Annotated in this window: 13 protein-coding genes; 4 read left to right on the forward strand and 9 right to left on the reverse strand. The window is 67.3% G+C overall.

All coding sequences use genetic code 11. The features are described 5' to 3' along the window. Nucleotides 1–713: 713 nt before the first annotated feature. Nucleotides 714–2,720 carry a M23 family metallopeptidase gene (locus tag BBX35_RS20100; RefSeq protein WP_208979893.1) on the forward strand — a complete coding sequence of 669 codons (2,007 nt, stop codon included), beginning with the start codon at nt 714–716 and terminating at the stop codon, nt 2,718–2,720. Nucleotides 2,721–2,822: 102 nt separating this feature from the next. Here the strand turns inward: BBX35_RS20100 and clpB are convergent, their stop codons facing one another. The 6 genes from clpB to BBX35_RS20130 all read right to left on the reverse strand — a co-directional run bounded on the left by clpB (nt 2,823) and on the right by BBX35_RS20130 (nt 12,493). Continuing rightward, nucleotides 2,823–5,423, reverse strand: a complete 2,601-nt coding sequence (clpB, locus tag BBX35_RS20105; protein ID WP_067224744.1) for an ATP-dependent chaperone ClpB — start codon at nt 5,421–5,423, stop codon at nt 2,823–2,825. 242 nt (nt 5,424–5,665) lie between these two features. Then, the gene (locus tag BBX35_RS20110; protein WP_083206485.1) at nt 5,666–6,460 is read right to left on the reverse strand and encodes a DUF4167 domain-containing protein; all 795 of its coding nucleotides are present in this window, start codon (nt 6,458–6,460) and stop codon (nt 5,666–5,668) included. A gap of 405 nt (nt 6,461–6,865) precedes the next feature. After that, complete coding sequence (gene prmC, locus BBX35_RS20115) at nt 6,866–7,747, reverse strand: peptide chain release factor N(5)-glutamine methyltransferase (RefSeq protein ID WP_067224077.1); 882 nt, start codon at nt 7,745–7,747, stop codon at nt 6,866–6,868. Then, nucleotides 7,744–8,817 carry a peptide chain release factor 1 gene (gene prfA, locus BBX35_RS20120; protein ID WP_067224079.1) on the reverse strand — a complete coding sequence of 358 codons (1,074 nt, stop codon included), beginning with the start codon at nt 8,815–8,817 and terminating at the stop codon, nt 7,744–7,746. The genes prmC and prfA overlap by 4 nt, the downstream gene beginning before the upstream one ends. Nucleotides 8,818–8,889: 72 nt before the next feature. Further along, on the reverse strand, nt 8,890–11,157 hold the full coding sequence (ptsP, locus tag BBX35_RS20125; RefSeq protein ID WP_067224081.1) for a phosphoenolpyruvate--protein phosphotransferase: 2,268 nt from the start codon (nt 11,155–11,157) through the stop codon (nt 8,890–8,892). A gap of 85 nt (nt 11,158–11,242) precedes the next feature. Beyond that, a complete protein-coding gene (locus tag BBX35_RS20130; protein ID WP_067224082.1) occupies nt 11,243–12,493 on the reverse strand; it encodes an aspartate kinase in 1,251 nt (416 codons plus the stop codon). 167 nt (nt 12,494–12,660) lie between these two features. Here BBX35_RS20130 and ubiG point away from each other — a divergent pair, with 167 nt between their 5' ends. Both ubiG and BBX35_RS20140 read left to right on the forward strand, forming a co-directional pair. Continuing rightward, nucleotides 12,661–13,425, forward strand: a complete 765-nt coding sequence (ubiG, locus tag BBX35_RS20135) for a bifunctional 2-polyprenyl-6-hydroxyphenol methylase/3-demethylubiquinol 3-O-methyltransferase UbiG (protein ID WP_067224084.1) — start codon at nt 12,661–12,663, stop codon at nt 13,423–13,425. Between the two features lie 47 nt (nt 13,426–13,472). Continuing rightward, a complete protein-coding gene (locus BBX35_RS20140) occupies nt 13,473–14,168 on the forward strand; it encodes an alpha/beta fold hydrolase (protein ID WP_067224086.1) in 696 nt (231 codons plus the stop codon). Between the two features lie 16 nt (nt 14,169–14,184). Here BBX35_RS20140 and BBX35_RS20145 read toward each other — a convergent pair whose 3' ends face one another. The 3 genes from BBX35_RS20145 to BBX35_RS20155 form a co-directional block, all read right to left on the reverse strand. Further along, nucleotides 14,185–14,661 (reverse strand): VOC family protein, encoded by a 477-nt coding sequence (locus tag BBX35_RS20145; protein WP_067224087.1) that lies wholly within the window; start codon nt 14,659–14,661, stop codon nt 14,185–14,187. A gap of 82 nt (nt 14,662–14,743) precedes the next feature. Further along, a complete protein-coding gene (locus tag BBX35_RS20150) occupies nt 14,744–15,097 on the reverse strand; it encodes a DUF1428 domain-containing protein (protein ID WP_067224089.1) in 354 nt (117 codons plus the stop codon). A gap of 70 nt (nt 15,098–15,167) precedes the next feature. Continuing rightward, nucleotides 15,168–15,569, reverse strand: a complete 402-nt coding sequence (locus BBX35_RS20155) for a VOC family protein (RefSeq protein WP_341871226.1) — start codon at nt 15,567–15,569, stop codon at nt 15,168–15,170. A 143-nt stretch (nt 15,570–15,712) separates the two neighbouring features. On the opposite strand from BBX35_RS20155, the gene BBX35_RS20160 reads away from it, so the two are divergent. Further along, a complete protein-coding gene (locus BBX35_RS20160; RefSeq protein ID WP_067224092.1) occupies nt 15,713–16,162 on the forward strand; it encodes a MarR family winged helix-turn-helix transcriptional regulator in 450 nt (149 codons plus the stop codon). Nucleotides 16,163–16,178: the final 16 nt, after the last annotated feature.

Here is a 16,178-nt window from a genome sequence, read left to right on the forward strand (position 1 = left end):
CCAGGCAGTCACCGTGGGCGTCATCTAGTGGCTTTTTCCGGCCATTGCCCCCCGCATGCCCTCCCCCGCCACGGGCAAGGACGACGCACGGGCCGCATCGCACCGGCACCTCATCTGCCCGCAAGGCCTCCTCCACTGCGCCGCCCGCCGTCCGCCAGCCGGCCCGATTGGCCTGCAGATCCGGAAGTCGGCAGAGGGAGGCTTTGTCGCCGTCTCCCGGTTCGCAATCCTCAATCGTGCAGCGAGCTTCTATAAGCGCGCGCGTGTACGCGTGGGCGGGCGCCCTCAACGGAGCCCCAGCACAGACATCCAAGCACGGGCGCCCGATATCTTTGCGTGGCCGCGCCAGCGGGCCGGCCGGCAGCCGCCGGCATCCCGGTGCCGAATGCGACACCCCCTCGGCAATTGTGGCAGGGCATGTCACAAATACGCCAGATTGCTCTTGTCCTTCGGGGTTCCTATGATGCCGCCTGCGCCGTAACGGGATATCGGGCGCAGCACCGCTCTCGCCAAAGTGCGAAGTGCCGGTCGCTGCCCTTGCCGGGCGCGGATTCTTTTGAAAGGTTCGGGCTCGCCCGGGAGGTTTCCCGCGGCCCCCCTCAAGGACAGGCATCGCGCCGGGCGCCGGGGCAGGCGTATGGCTGCGAGAAGCAGGGACGGGCCGCAAACGCGACCCGCAAGAAGGAACGTAGCGGCTGCTGCGCCGATGGGCGATGGCGGTGGCTTTCGAGCACGACGAGAAGGACGGAATGCATCTCGGCGCGACACACCGCAACTCTCTGGACCTTGGCGACGAACCGCCCCTCATGGTCCATGACGAGCGCGATCAGCTTCCGGACCGTCGCAGGGTCAGCCTGCGTTGGCTGACCGGCTCGGTCCTGACCGGCCTCACCTCGGTGACCCTGATGGGCGGCGCGCTCTTCGCCGCGCTCGACGGGCAGTACCAGGTCTCGGCCGCCCCCTCGCGTGGCGACCAGCCGGAGGCGACGACCTCCCGCGTCGTCGGCGGCAACGGTTCGGCCAAGGGCGACCGCGTCATTCGCGCCGCCGCCCAGTATTCCAACAGGCACGTCATTCCGGTCTCGACGCTCAATCGCATCGACGGCCGCGATCACATCAAGCTGCGTCCCTACGCGCTGGTGACCGCGACCCTTGCGACCCGCGCATCGCGCGAGGCCTCCGAGGAAATTCCTCCCTTCAATCCGCTGCAGCTCTTCTCCGATGCCAACGTCATTCCGGCCCGCGCCGTCACCGACGCGGTCTATGATGCTCGCGTCGAAGGCGAAGTGACGATCAGCACCCGGGACTTTCCGGTCGACAATCCGCTCGCCACCAACGATGGCGGCTACGAGGAAATGGAGATCGAGCAGTTCGTGCGCCAGTCGGCGCACTTCCTGTCCGGCAATTCGGTGAGCGAGGCCAGCGGTCCGGTCATCGATCCCGGCCGGTTCGACTTCAACCTTGCCCAGCAGCCGGAACTGTCGCGCCTCACCGTGCGGATCACGCCGGAGAACGTCTCCTTCGTTTCCAAGAGCGAAGCATCCGACATCTATGCCGGCATGGAAGAGAAGATCGTTCCGGTCACGGGCGAGGAGAGCTTCCAGGAAGAGTTGATGGCGAATTACGCCACGGAGGAAGAGGCGGCCAGCATCGTCGACGCCTTCGTTCGCGAATTCGGCATCGAAAAGCTCGACACCGGCCAGCGGCTCCGCATCGCGCTTGCCCCGAGCCCCGACGAGACCGGCCGGTTGCAGCCGCAGCGCGTCAGCCTCTATGCCGATACCGAACACCGCGCCACGATCGCCCGCTCGGACACCGGCGAGTTCGTCGCCGCCCAGGCGCCGGACACGTTCCTGGCGGATGCCTTTGCCGAAGCCGACCGCGTCGGCTATGCCGGCACCACGCCGACGATCTACGACAGTCTGTACCAGACGGCTCTGGAACAGGAGATGCAGCCGGAGATGATCTCCGATCTGGTGCGCATCTTCTCCTTCGACGTCGATTTCAAGTCGCGGGTGAAGCCGGGCGATTCCTTCGAGGTCTTCTACGGGCTCGAGCAGGACAGCGACAATGTGCCGGCCGAGATCCTCTACACCGCGCTGACCACCCGCAGCACGGTCCGCCGCTTCTACCGGTTCCGCACGCCGGACGACGGTCTCGTCGACTTCTATGACGAGACCGGCAAGAGCGCGAAGAAGTTCCTGATGCGCAAGCCGCTGTCGGGCGGCCAGTATCGCTCGGGCTTCGGCATGCGCCGCCACCCGATCGTCGGCGTGATGCGCCTGCACAGCGGCGTCGACTGGTCGGCCCAGCGCGGCACGCCGATCATGGCCGCCGGCAATGGCGTCGTGACCAAGGCGCGGTGGGTCTCCGGCTACGGACAGCGCATCGAGATCCAGCACGCCAACGGTTACGAGACCACCTACAGCCACCAGACCAGCTTTGCCGACGGCATCCGCGAGGGCGTCAAGGTGCGCCAGGGCCAGGTGATCGGCTATGTCGGCTCCACCGGCCTGTCGACCGGCCCGCACCTGCACTACGAGGTCAAGGTGAACGGCCGTTTCGTGAACCCGATGCGTATCCGCCTGCCGCGCGGCCGCGTGCTGGAAGGCGACCTGCTGGCTGCCTTCAACCGCGAGCGCGAGCGCATCGACGCCCTGGTCGAGCGCGCCGCCGGCCCCTCGCGCATCGCCTCGGCTTCCGCCGCCGCCATCAACTGATGAGGACGCCGCGCCATCCGGCGCGGCATGTCGAGAACATGAAAAAGGCCCGGGCATCGCTGCCCGGGCCTTTGTCGTTGCGAGTGCGGAAAGTGCGCCCGGTCAGGCCGCGGCGCTTGCCGATCCCGCCACCTGGAAGAGCAGGCGGTCGGATCCGGCGCTCGCTTCCACCGTCTGACCGTCGGCAACGCGCCCGCCCAGGATCATCTCGGCAAGCGGATCCTGCACCTCGCGCTGGATCACCCGCTTCAGCGGCCTTGCGCCATAGGCGGGGTCGTACCCCTTCTCGGCCAGCCAGTCGCGGGCGCTCGCATCCAGCTTCAGGCTGATCTTCCGATCGGCCAGCAGCTTCTCCAGCCGCTTGAGCTGGATGTCGACGATTGCCGCCATCTGCGAGCGCTGCAGGCGATGGAACAGGATCTGATCGTCCAGCCGGTTGAGGAATTCCGGGCGGAACGACGAGCGGACCACGGCCATCACCTGGTCCCGCACCGCCGAGGAGTCCTCGCCTTCCGGCTGGGCCACCAGATATTCGGCACCCAGGTTCGAGGTGAGCACGATCAGCGTGTTGCGGAAGTCGACCGTGCGGCCCTGACCGTCGGTCAGGCGTCCGTCGTCGAGCACCTGCAGCAGCACGTTGAACACGTCGCCATGCGCCTTCTCGATCTCGTCGAACAGCACGACCTGATAGGGCCGCCGCCGCACCGCCTCGGTCAGCGCGCCGCCCTCCTCATAGCCGACATAGCCGGGAGGCGCGCCGATCAGCCGGGAAACCGAGTGCTTCTCCATGTATTCGGACATGTCGAGCCGGACCATCGCCGTCTCGTCGTCGAACAGGAACTCGGCCAGCGCCTTGGTCAGCTCGGTCTTGCCGACGCCGGTCGGCCCCAGGAACAGGAACGAGCCGATCGGCCGGTTCGGGTCCTGCAGGCCGGCGCGCGCCCGGCGCACGGCGGTGGACACCGCATGCACCGCTTCCTGCTGGCCGATGACGCGCCGTGCCAGCTCGTCTTCCATGCGCAGCAGTTTCTCGCGCTCGCCTTCCAGCATCCTGTCGACCGGAATGCCGGTCCAGCGGCAGACGACATGGGCCACATGGTCCGTGGTCACCGCCTCCTCGACCATCGCGCCGTCGGCACCGCCGCGGGCCTCGACCTCGGCAAGCGCCCGTTCGAGCCCCGGGATGACGCCATAGGCAAGCTCGCCCGCCTTGGCGAGATCGCCCTTGCGCTGCGCCTTTTCCAGGTCGATGCGCGCCTGCTCCAGCTGCTCCTTGAGCTTCTGTTCGGACGACAGCTTCTCCTTCTCGCCCTGCCAGCGGGTGGTGAGCGCGTCGGATTCCTCTTCCAGGTCCGCGAGCTCGCCTTCCAGCTTGTCCAACCGGTCGCGGGCCGCCGGGTCGGTCTCCTTCTTGAGAGCCTCGCGCTCGATCTTCAGCTGGATGATCCGCCGGTCGAGCTCGTCCAGTTCCTCCGGCTTGCTGTCGACCTGCATGCGCAGGCGGCTCGCCGCCTCGTCGATGAGGTCGATCGCCTTGTCCGGCAGGAACCGGTCGGTGATGTAGCGGTTCGACAGGGTCGCAGCCGAGACCACGGCCGAATCGGTGATACGCACCCCGTGGTGAAGCTCGTACTTCTCCTTGATGCCGCGCAGGATGGAGATCGTGTCCTCCACCGTCGGCTCGTCGACGAAGACGGGCTGGAAGCGCCGCGCGAGCGCTGCGTCCTTCTCCACATACTTGCGGTACTCGTCGAGGGTCGTGGCGCCGACGCAGTGCAGCTCGCCGCGCGCAAGCGCCGGCTTCAGCAGGTTGGATGCATCCATCGCGCCATCGGCCTTGCCCGCGCCGACCAGCGTGTGCATCTCGTCGATGAACAGGATGATGCCGCCGGCCGCCGACTGGACCTCGGACAGCACGGCCTTCAGCCGCTCCTCGAACTCGCCGCGATACTTCGCACCCGCAATCAGCGACCCCATGTCGAGGGCAAGCAGCTTCTTGTCCTTCAGGCTTTCGGGCACATCGCCATTGACGATGCGCAGCGCCAGCCCTTCGGCGATGGCGGTCTTGCCGACGCCCGGGTCGCCGATCAGCACGGGGTTGTTCTTGGTCCGGCGCGAAAGCACCTGCATGGTGCGGCGGATCTCGTCGTCGCGGCCGATCACCGGGTCGAGCTTGCCGTCCCGCGCGACCTGGGTCAGGTCGCGCGCATACTTCTTCAGCGCGTCGTACTGGCCTTCGGCCGAGGCGCTGTCGGCCTTGCGCCCCTTGCGCAGGTCGTTGATCGCCTCGTTGAGCCGCACGGCCGTGACCCCGCCGTCGGCGAGCGCCTTGCCGGCAGCGCTGTCCTTGATGATCGCCAGCGCGACCAGCAGCCGCTCGACGGTGACATAGGAATCTCCCGCCTTCTCGGCGAGCTTCTCGGCCTGGTCGAAGACCTGCGCCAGCGCCGGCGACAGATACAGCTGCCCGCCCCCGCCGGAGACTTTCGGCAGGGCGGCAAGGGCCTTTTCGGTTGCCGCAAGCACGTCGCGCGAACGACCGCCCGACCGGTCGATCAGACCGGCCGCGAGCCCCTCGGGATCGTCCAGGAGCACTTTCAGAAGATGTTCGGGCGTGAACTGCTGGTGAGACTGTCCCAGCGCCTGGGTCTGCGCCGACTGGACGAAGCCCCTCGCCCGCTCGGTGTATTTTTCGAAATCCATCATGACCTCCAGATCCGGCCGCCCCCCGCAGCGAAGCGGCCTTTTCGGAATGCGGACCCGTCATGGCATCCGCACGGCCCGTCAAGGACCGTACCCAGCATATAGTGTTGCATTTCGAGCACAAAAGAGGGGGAGAGTGCGGATAGGCGCAAGGCCAACGCAAAAGGGGCCGCAGCATCTGCCGCGGCCCCTTCTCGAAACTCTGCTCTGACGTCGAAGCGCCCTGCCGTGCCGGCGAGGGATCAGGCCTCGGACGCGGCCGGCTCGGCTTCCGCCGGCTTGCGGGCGCGCGGAGCGCGCCGGGCCCGCGGCTTCTTCTCTTCCGTCGCTTCGGCCGAAGCCTCGGCCTCGGCTGCCGGCTGGGCGCTGCCGTTCGCGGTCTCTTCGGCGCCATCGCCCTCGCCCTGGGCCGAGCGGCTGCGGCGCAGGCCCCGTCCGCGGGCGCCACGCACCCGGCGGCGGCTGCGGTCGTCGCCTTCGCCCTCGCCCTCGGCGCCGTCATCGTCGCTGTCTGCGCTCTCGCCCGGCAGCGACTTGGTGTTGATCACGGGAATGTCGTCGACAAAGGGCTGCGGAGCATCCACCGGCATCACCGACTTGCCCGAAGGGGCTGCCGCCTCACGATCCCGGTCGCGGCGCTCGCCGCGGTCATGACGCTCTCCGCGCTCGCCCCGCTCGCTGCGGTCATGGCGCTCGGCGCGTTCTGCGCGCTCGTTGCGCTCCTCGATCTCGTCCGCCTCGTCCTCTGCCTCGTCGCCGCGCGGCAGGACCACGGGCTGATGCATGCTCTGCTGAGCTGCGGCGATGATGCGCAGGTAATGCTCGGCGTGCTGGAGATAGTTCTCGGACATCACGCGGTCGCCGGCAGCGGCGGCGTCGCGCGCCAGCTGCTGATACTTCTCGGCGACGTGGTGCGCGGTCCCGCGGATCTTCACATCGGGGCCGTTGGACTCATAGGTCCGCGACAGCGGATTCGGTCCCTTGCGGCCACCACGACCGCGGATGCGCTTGTTGTTGCTCTGATTTCCTGGTCTCATTCTGCCGTTAACTCTCAAGAACGGCGACCGGCAAATCCGGTCAGGAGTCCGGTCCACCATCGGGACCGGCGCCATGAAACGCAACTGCACAAGGCCTGTGTTGCGTGGGCCGATCAAGACAGACCTTCGGCGGGACGCGAGACGACAGTCGCCGCTCATTCCCGCTGGATTTTAAGGGTTCATCTTGAACAGACCGATGCCGAGCAACCCCGGGACCATCTGGTCCACCGGGCATCTTTGCCGACGGTTAGTTCCGTCGTGCGATGCGAGATCTGGCCGGAACGAAAACTATCGTACTGCCTACCCGTGGCTTCGAACGCCACCCCCGTCGGGTCTCGGCGAGGTGAACCTAGCCCTTTCCGCCAGGTTTTCCAAGCGTCTTTTTCACAAGCCCCATATCTGCCGCTATTTTGCAACACATGCCGCGCGCACGACCCGATCCAGTCCGGCAAGATCTTGAAATACTTGCACATCTTCAAGACCTGCAGTTTTTGCCAGTCCGGCAACGGAGGCCGCCTGCGACGCACCGATTTCAAGGAAAAGCGGCGCGAATCGGTCAAGCACTGCACGCGTCTGAGGCAGGATCACCCGATAGGCATCGAGCCCGTCTTCGCCGGCAAACAGGGCCGCACGCGGGTCGTGTTCTCTTACCTCTCGGGAGAGCTGCGATTCTTCCGTAAGGGAAATATAGGGCGGATTCGAGACAAGGAAATCCATCCCCGGCGCAAGCATCGAGGCGAAGTCCCCCTGACACGGCACGAACCGCCCGCCGACGCCGTTGCGCAGGGCGTTGTCCCGCGCCGTCGCCAGCGCGTCCGCTGCCATGTCCGTGGCCACGGCAACCGCATTCGGCAGCTCGCTGAGCAGGGCGATGGCGATCGCTCCGCTTCCCGTGCCCAGATCCGCGAAGCGGTAGGGATGATCGCGCCCCTTCCCCGCGTCGCACCAGTCGAGGACCGCCTCCACCAGGCGTTCGGTATCGGGGCGCGGCTCCAGCACGTCGCGCGACAGGGCGAAGGTCAGACCCCAGAATTCGCGAAGGCCCAGGATGCGGCCGACCGGCTCGCCATCTGCCCGCCGCGCGATATGGCTGAGCGCCCGCGCGATCTCCGCATCGGTCATCTCGCGGTCGGGATCGGTAAGGGGAACGACCGGCTCCACGCCGGCAGCAGCAGCAACCAGAAGCCGCGCGTCCAGCGCCGCCGTCTCCACGCCCGCTGCGGCAAGGCGCGCCCGCGCCGCGCGGCAGAGCGACCCGATCCGCCGCTCGCCCGGCCCCGTGCTCACAGCCCTTCTGCCGCCAGCAGGGTCGCCTGATGGTCGAGCGCCAGCGGCTCGATCACATCGTCCAGCGCCTCGCCGCTGATCACCTCGGGGAGCTTGTAGAGCGTCAGGCCGATCCGGTGGTCGGTCACCCGGCCTTGCGGAAAGTTGTAGGTGCGGATGCGCTCGGACCGGTCGCCCGATCCCACCTGCAGCCGGCGCGCTTCCGTTCGCTCGTTCGCCAGCCTTGCGCGTTCCTCGTCGAAAATGCGGGCGCGCAGCAGCTGCAAGGCCTTGGCCTTGTTCTTGTGCTGCGAGCGCTCGTCCTGGACGGCCACGACGATGCCGGTCGGCATATGGGTGATGCGCACGGCCGAATCTGTGGTGTTGACGTGCTGGCCGCCGGCGCCCGAGGCGCGGAACGTGTCGATGCGCAGGTCCGCGTCGTTGATCTGCACGTCGACGTCCTCGGCCTGCGGCAGCACCGCCACCGTCGCCGCAGAGGTGTGGATGCGCCCCCCCGATTCCGTCTCCGGCACGCGCTGCACCCGATGGACGCCCGATTCGAACTTCAGCCGGGCGAAGACCTGGTCGCCGGTCACCGACGCGATCACTTCCTTGAAGCCGCCGACCTCGCCCTCGCTCGCCGAAACGATCTCGACCTTCCAGCCCTTCAGCTGCGCATAGCGCTGGTACATGCGGAAAAGATCGCCGGCGAAGAGTGCCGCCTCGTCGCCCCCCGTTCCGGCCCGCACTTCCAGGATGACGTTGCGGTCGTCCGCCACATCCTTGGGCAGGAAGCCGATGCGCACCTCCTGCGCCAGCGCCTCGACGCGCTCGCGCAAGGCGTAGAACTCGATCTCGGCAAGCTCGCGCATCTCCGCATCTGCGGACGGGTCAGCCAGCATCGCCTCGACGCCCGCCAGCTCTTCCTCCCCTTTGCGCAGGGCGGTGATGCGCGCGGCCAGCGGTTCGAGTTCGGCATAGTCGCGCGACAGGCGGACATAGGTCTGCGGGTCCGGATTCTGGCTCATCCGGTATTCGAGTTCGGCGACGCGCGTCAGCAGCGCATCGAGTTTTTCCGCCGGGATCATGGCGTTGCGATCCTCAAGGTTCGGGAAAAGACGCCCTCGCGGGCAAGGCGGGCCTTTGGGGAGGCAGCCTCGCTACAAGGCAACGTCCGTGTCGGACGCAAAGGCGCGCAGGAAGCCGCGAATGTCGGCGGCGGCTGCCGGCTCGTCGAGGCGGGGCAGCAGGCGTGTCGCCAGCCGTCCGACATCGAGCGTGCGCACCATCGCCTTGACCGGGCCGAGGGCGGACGCCGACATCGACAGGCTGCGATAGCCGAGCGCGGTGAGCGCCATCGCCTCCAGCGGCCGGCCGGCGATCTCGCCGCACAGCGTCACCGGCGTCGCATAGGCCTTGGCCTTGTCGACGATATGCTTCAGCGCCCGCAGGAAAGCCGGACTCATCGTGTCGAAGCGGCCGGCAACCCGGGTGTTGCCCCGGTCGACCGCGCTGAAGAACTGGAACAGATCGTTCGAGCCGATCGAGACGAAGTCCACCGCCTGGAACAGCTCGTCGAGCTGGTAGAGGAGCGAAGGCACCTCGATCATCACGCCGAGCATCAGTCGCTCGGGAACCGGATAGCCGTGGCGGCGCAGATGCTTCAGCTCGCGCTCGACCACGCCGCGGGCGCGGTGGAACTCGGCGACTTCCGTCACCATCGGGAACATCAGCTTCAAGTCGCGCCCGGCGGCCGCATGCAACAGGGCCCGGACCTGCGTGCGCAGGATCCCCGGACGGTCGAGGCCGAAGCGGATCGCCCGCCAGCCCATGGCCGGGTTCTCTTCCTGGATCGCCCGCAGGTAGGGCAGCACCTTGTCGCCGCCGATATCCAGCGTGCGGAAGGTCACCGGCCGTCCGCCGGCCGCATCCAGCACCTGGCGGTAATAGTCGCGCTGCTCGCTCATCCGCGGAAAGGCGGAGGCGACCATGAACTGCAGCTCGGTGCGGAACAGGCCGACGCCGCTCGCCCCCGATTCGGCAACGGCCGGCAGGTCGACCAGCAGGCCGGCATTCAGCTGCAGCGAGATGTCCACCCCGTCGCGGCTGATCGACGGCTTGTTGCGCAGCCGGCGGTACTGCGCCTGCCGGCGGGCCCGGAAGCGGACCTTCTCCGCATAGGCGTTCTCGATGTCGGGCGCCGGTCGCAGGTGCACCTGGCCGCTCTCGCCGTCGACGATGATCGGATCGCCGGCCTCGGCGAGGCTGACGAGATTGTCGGCAAGTCCCACCGCCGCGATGCCCAGCGCCCTCGCGACGATGGTGACATGGCTGGTCGGACCGCCCTCCTCCAGCGCGATGGCGCGGACCCGGTCGCGGCCATAGTCGAGCAGTTCCGCCGCGCCCATGTTGCGGGCGATGATCACCGCGTCCTGCGGCAGGCTCTCCGACAGCGGGCCGTGCTGGCGGCCCATGAGCTCGCGGATCAGGCGATGGGCGAGATCGTCGAGATCGTGCAGCCGCTCGCGCAGATAGGGGTCGGTCTGGCGCAGCATCCGGGCGCGCGTGTCCGACTGCACCTTCTCCACCGCCGCCTCGGCGGTCAGGCCGTTGTTGATCGCTTCCTCGATCTTCCGGATCCAGCCCCGGTCATGGGCGAACATCCGGTAGGCCTCGAGCACATCGCGATGCTCGCCGTGCTGGGCGAAGTCGCCGGAATTCAGCAGGTCGTCGAGCGAGATGCGCAGCCGGTTGATCGCCCGCTCCAGCCGCTCCAGCTCGGCGCCGGCATCCTCAGCGATGAGATTGGTGACGACGACGCGCGGTTCGTGCAGCACCACATGGCCAAGGCCGACGCCGTCGGACAGGGCAACGCCCTGGAAATGCATGGGACGGGTCAGGTCGAGCCTGGTGCCCTGCTGGACGATGGCTTCCAGTTCGCCGGCGGCAACCATCTCGGCGATCACCATCGCCGTGGTCTGCAGCGCCTCCACCTCGTCCTCGAAATAGGTCCGGTGCGACTGATTCTGGACGACGAGAACGCCCAGCGTCCGCCCGGCGCGCAGGATCGGCACGCCGAGGAAGGAATTGTAGGCCTCTTCCCCCGTTTCCGGGCGATAGGCGAAGGCGGGATGGGCCTGGGCGTTCGGCAGGTTCAGCGGCCGCGCATCGGCGGCGATGAGGCCGACAAGGCCTTCGCCGACCTTCAGGCTGGTCTTGTGGACGGCATCGCGGTTGAGGCCCTCGGTCGCATAGAGCTCGAGGACGCCATCGGCACGCAGGATATAGACCGAGCAGACCTCGGCCACCACGTTGGCCGCGATCAGGACTACGATCTTGTCGAGCCGCTCCTGTGCGTTGATCGGCTCCGCCATGACCTCGCGGAGGCGCCGCAACAGCACGCGCGGCCCGGCGAGAGTGCTCCGCATCACCCGTCAGATCCTTTCCGCACCACCGTCATGGGCCCGCGGGCCCGAAAGCCCGCGTCGCGACGCGGCAGGTGCCGCGGATCGCTTACCCGTCCAGATCGTATAGCGAATGGAGAGTCCGCACCGCAAGCTCGGTATAGGCGGAATCGATGAGAACAGAGATCTTGATCTCCGACGTCGTGATGGCGCGGATGTTGATTCCCTTCTCGGCGAGGCCCTGGAAACAGCGGGCGGCGATGCCCGCATGCGAGCGCATGCCGATGCCGATCACCGACACCTTGACCACGTCGCGCGCGCCCTCGATCGCCTGGTAGCCGATCAGGTCCTTCTTGTCGCGCAGCACCGCGAACGCCCGGTCGTAGTCGCTTTCCGGCACCGTGAAGGTGATGTCGGTGGTGCGCCCGTCCGGCGAAATGTTCTGGACGATCATGTCGACATTGATGTTGGCATCGGCCAGCGAGCCGAAGACGGCGCTGGCGACGCCGGGCTTGTCGGCCACGTTGCGGATGGAAATCTGCGCCTCGTCCTTCGCGAAGGCGATGCCGGTTACGACTTGCTGTTCCACGATCTCGTCCTCGTCGCAGATGAGTGTTCCCGGGGGCAGGCCGCCCGCGCCGAGCTGCGGCGCATCCGGGTCGTCGAAGCTGGAGCGCACGAAGGTGCGAACTCCGTGAACCATGGCCATCTCGACCGAGCGCACCTGCAGCACCTTGGCGCCGAGAGAGGCCATCTCGAGCATTTCCTCGAAGGCGATGCGCTCCAGGCGCCGGGCCTTCGAGACGATGCGCGGGTCGGTGGTGTAGACGCCGTCGACATCCGTGTAGATGTCGCAGCGATCGGCGCGGATGGCGGCGGCCAGCGCAACGGCGCTGGTGTCGGAGCCGCCGCGCCCGAGCGTGGCGATACGGTTGTCGGGCGCAACGCCCTGGAAGCCGGCGACCACCGCGACCTGGCCCTTTTCCAGCCGCTCGATCAGCTTGCTGCCGTCGATGTCGGTGATGCGCGCCGCGCCGTGCTGCGCGTCGGTCTTCAGCGGGATCTGCCAGCCCTGCCAGGAGCGGGCCTCGACGCCCATGTCCTGCAGCACGATGGCCAGAAGGCCGCTCGTCACCTGCTCGCCGGACGACACCACCGCATCGTACTCGCGGGCGTCGTGCAGCAGCGAGGCTTCGCGGCACAGGCCGACCAGCTTGTTGGTCTCGCCCGACATGGCGGAGACGACGACCGCCACCTGATGGCCGGCATCGACCTCCCGTTTCACATGCCGCGCCACATTGCGGATGCGTTCGAGATTTGCGACGGACGTGCCGCCGAACTTGAGAACCAGACGGGCCATGAGCTGTGTTGAGTCGTCTTCGAGAAGGTGAAGGTCGGCCGCCGGGACAGCGGGCCGGATCGGGCGCCATCCATACAGACTGCGGCCCGCCGCCGCAACTGCCACGCTTGACAAAGAGCCTGCGACACTCGACCAAACCTCTTAGGGAAAACCGAAAGGACAGCAGCATGAGCGCCGCAGAAACCGTCGCCGGCGGATCCGGCACCACGATCGACGACGCCGAGGTCGCCCGTTTCTCGGCCATGGCCGCCGAATGGTGGAACCCGGCCGGCAAGTTCCGCCCGCTGCACAAGTTCAATCCGGTGCGCCTCGCCTACATCAAACGGCAGGTCAGCGCCCATTTCGGCCGCGACGAAAAGGCGCCGGATGCCTTCTCCGGTCTGCGCCTGCTCGACATCGGCTGCGGCGGAGGCCTGCTCAGCGAACCGATGGCGCGCCTTGGGGCTTCGGTCACCGGCGCCGACGCCTCGTCGACCAATATCGAGGTGGCGAGAATCCACGCCGCCAGTTCCGGCCTTGCCATCGACTACCGCGCCACAACGGCGGAAGCCCTTGCGGCGGCCGGCGAGAAGTTCGACGTCGTCCTCAACATGGAAGTGGTCGAGCATGTCGCCGACGTGCCGCTCTATCTCGACGCCTGCGCGCAGCTGGTGAAGCCGGGCGGGCTGATGTTCGTCGCGACGATCAACCGCACGCTGAAGGCCTATGCGCTGGCAATCGTCGGGGCGGAGGTCGTCCTGCGCTGGTTGCCGCGCGGCACCCACACCTACGAGAAGCTGGTGCGTCCGCAGGAACTGCTGGAGCCGCTGACTGCGGCCGGCCTGCAGGAGATGGAGCGCTGCGGCGTTTCCTTCGATCCGCTGCGCGACCGCTGGCAGGAAACCTCCGACACCGACGTCAACTACATGATGCTGTTCTCGCGGCCGGCCTGACGCCGCGCCGCAGACCGCACGAACGCCCCGACACAAGGACACCGCCGATGGATCCCCTCGTTCTCGTTCCCGGCCTGCTCTGCACCGAAGCGCTGTTCGCGCCGCAGATCGGCGAGCTGGCCCGCGACGGGGTCCAGGTACAGGTCGCCGATCACCGGCAGGACGAGACGATCGCGGCCATCGCCACGCGGCTGCTGGCGGAGGCACCGCCCCGGTTCGCACTCGCCGGCCTGTCGATGGGCGGCTACATCGCGATGGAGGTGATGCGCCGGGCCCCCGAACGGGTGACGCGGCTGATGCTGCTGGACACCTCGGCGCGGGCCGATACCGCCGAGCAGACGGCGAACCGCCGCCGCCTGATCGGCCTTGCCGAAAGCGGCAAGTTCGACCAGGTGACGCCCTCGCTGTTTCCGCTCTTCGTTCACGAGGACCGGCAGGAGGACGCAGCGCTGCGCCAGCTCGTCATGCAGATGGCGCAAGCCACCGGTCCGGAGGCCTTCGTGCGGCAGGAAAAGGCCATTCTGGCCCGCGAGGATTCACGTCCCTCGCTGGGGAACATCGCCTGCCCGACCACCATCGTCGTCGGAGCAGGCGACCGGCTGACGCCGCCTGAGCTCGCACGCGAGATGCAGGGCCTGATCCCCCGCTCCCGTCTGGAAAGGGTGTTCGGCGCCGGGCACCTGCCGACGGTGGAGGCTCCCGATGCCGTGACCGCCCTGATGCGGACCTGGCTGAGCGCCTGACCGGCCGGACCGGGTCCTATTTGCCCGCGGCGGCAGCTTCCAGCCCGGCAATGTCCATCTTGACCATGGACATCATCGCTTCCGAGACCCGCCTCACGACCGCCTGGTCGGAATCGCTCATCAGTTCGGTCAGCCGGCGCGGCGTGATCTGCCAGTAAAGGCCCCAGCGGTCGCGCAGCCAGCCGCATTGCTGGATTTCGCCGCCCTGCGAGAGCCCCTCCCACAGGCGGTCGATCTCGGCCTGATCCTCGCACTCCACCATCACCGAGAACGTGTGATTGAAGCTCCAGGGCGCCTCCGTCTCGATGGCGCGGTAGCGCTGGTCGCCGAGCCGGAAGGCGGCGATCTTCACGCTGCCGGGCGGGCCCGACGGCGATTCCGCCTGCAGCGCCGATGTCCATTCGACGGCCGAGCCGGGAATGAGCCGGGTGTAGGTTTCGAGTGCCCCGGCCATATCCTCCCGGAACCACAGATGCTGGATGATGGTTGCCATGATCTCCTCCCGATCCTGGATTTGCGATGCCCTCTCGCCCGCACGGCTTCCGCCTGCGGGCGAGAGGCGCTCGTCTTGCCTGTCAGGCGTCGAGAATCGGTGCGAAGCCGCCGAAGATCATCCGCTTGCCGTCGAAGGGCATGGTCTCGCCTATCTCCTTCATCCGCGGGTCGCTCATCATCTTCTGGACCGCGGCGTCGCGGATCTCCTTTGACGGATATTCGATCCAGCTGAACACGACGATTTCGTCTTCCGTCGCCTTCACGGCACCCCGGAAATCCGTGACCTTGCCATCCGGCACGTCGTCGCCCCAGCATTCCACGACGCGGGTAGCACCGAATTCGCGGAACAGCGGGGCGACCTTCGCCGCCAGCTTCAGGTAGCTGTCCTTGTTGGCCGCCGGTACCGCGACCACGAAACCATCGACATACCCCATTGCACTCATGTCCGTGTCTCCCGATCTCTTGCTTGTGGGGGGAAGTCAGTCAGGGCGAACCGTCCGCCGGCTACATCTGCGCCAGTGCGGCCTGATCCATCCAGTAAAGCTCGAAAATATGGCCGTCGGGGTCCTCGCAGCTGCGGCCGTACATGAAGCCGTGATCCTGCACCGGCCCCGGATCTGCCCGGCCTCCGGCCGCGACCCCGGCCGCAACCAGCGCATCGACCTCGTCGCGGCTGCCGACGGACAGGGCGAACAGGCCCTGGACCTGGCTGCGGGCGTCGACGATCGCCTTGCCGGTGAAATCCGAGAACCGCTCATGCGTCAGCAGCATCACCACGATGCTGTCCGAATGGACCATCGCGGCCGACCGCTCGTCGGAAAACCGCATGTCCTGCGTCGCGCCCAGCGCCTTCTGGAAGGCGATGGCGGCATTGAGATCCGATACCGGTAGATTGAGAAACAACATCTTGGTCACGCAAAACTCCTTGGTCTGCCCCCACCCCGCCGCTCGCCCTGTCCCAGCTCGCCATTCTTGCGAAGCTTGTGAACAAGCCCGATCGAACGGCAGGTTCCCGTTGACAAAAAGGTTGATATCAACATATTTAGATCATGTCAAACAGGCTCCCTTTCGAAACGACGCTGGAGGTGCGCGACACCTGTCTGTGCCTGCACGCGCAGCGAGCAGCACGCGCCTTGGCGCGCCGCTTCGACGAGGCTTTGAAGCCCTTCGGCCTCACCAACGGACAGTTTTCGCTGCTGATGTCGCTGAACCGGCCCGATCCGCCGCCGCTCGGCCCGGTGGCGCGCCTTCTGGCCATGGACCGCACGACGTTGACCGCCGCGCTGAAGCCGCTGGAGCGCAACGGCCTGGTCGCCTCCCGTCCCGATCCGAAGGACCGGCGTAGCCGGCTGCTGATCCTCACCGAGAAGGGGCACGAGACCTTGATCGCCGCGGTCCCGGTCTGGCGTTCGGTCCATGCGGAGATCGACGCGGCACTGCCCGGCGACGGGCCGGATCAGGCGCGCAGGCTGCTGGGCGTCCTGGGAAACATCGGATAGGGGGAGAAAGGGCGGA

Origin of the sequence: Stappia indica (assembly GCF_001696535.1) — a bacterium.
GTDB classification, from domain to species: Bacteria; Pseudomonadota; Alphaproteobacteria; order Rhizobiales; family Stappiaceae; genus Stappia; species Stappia indica.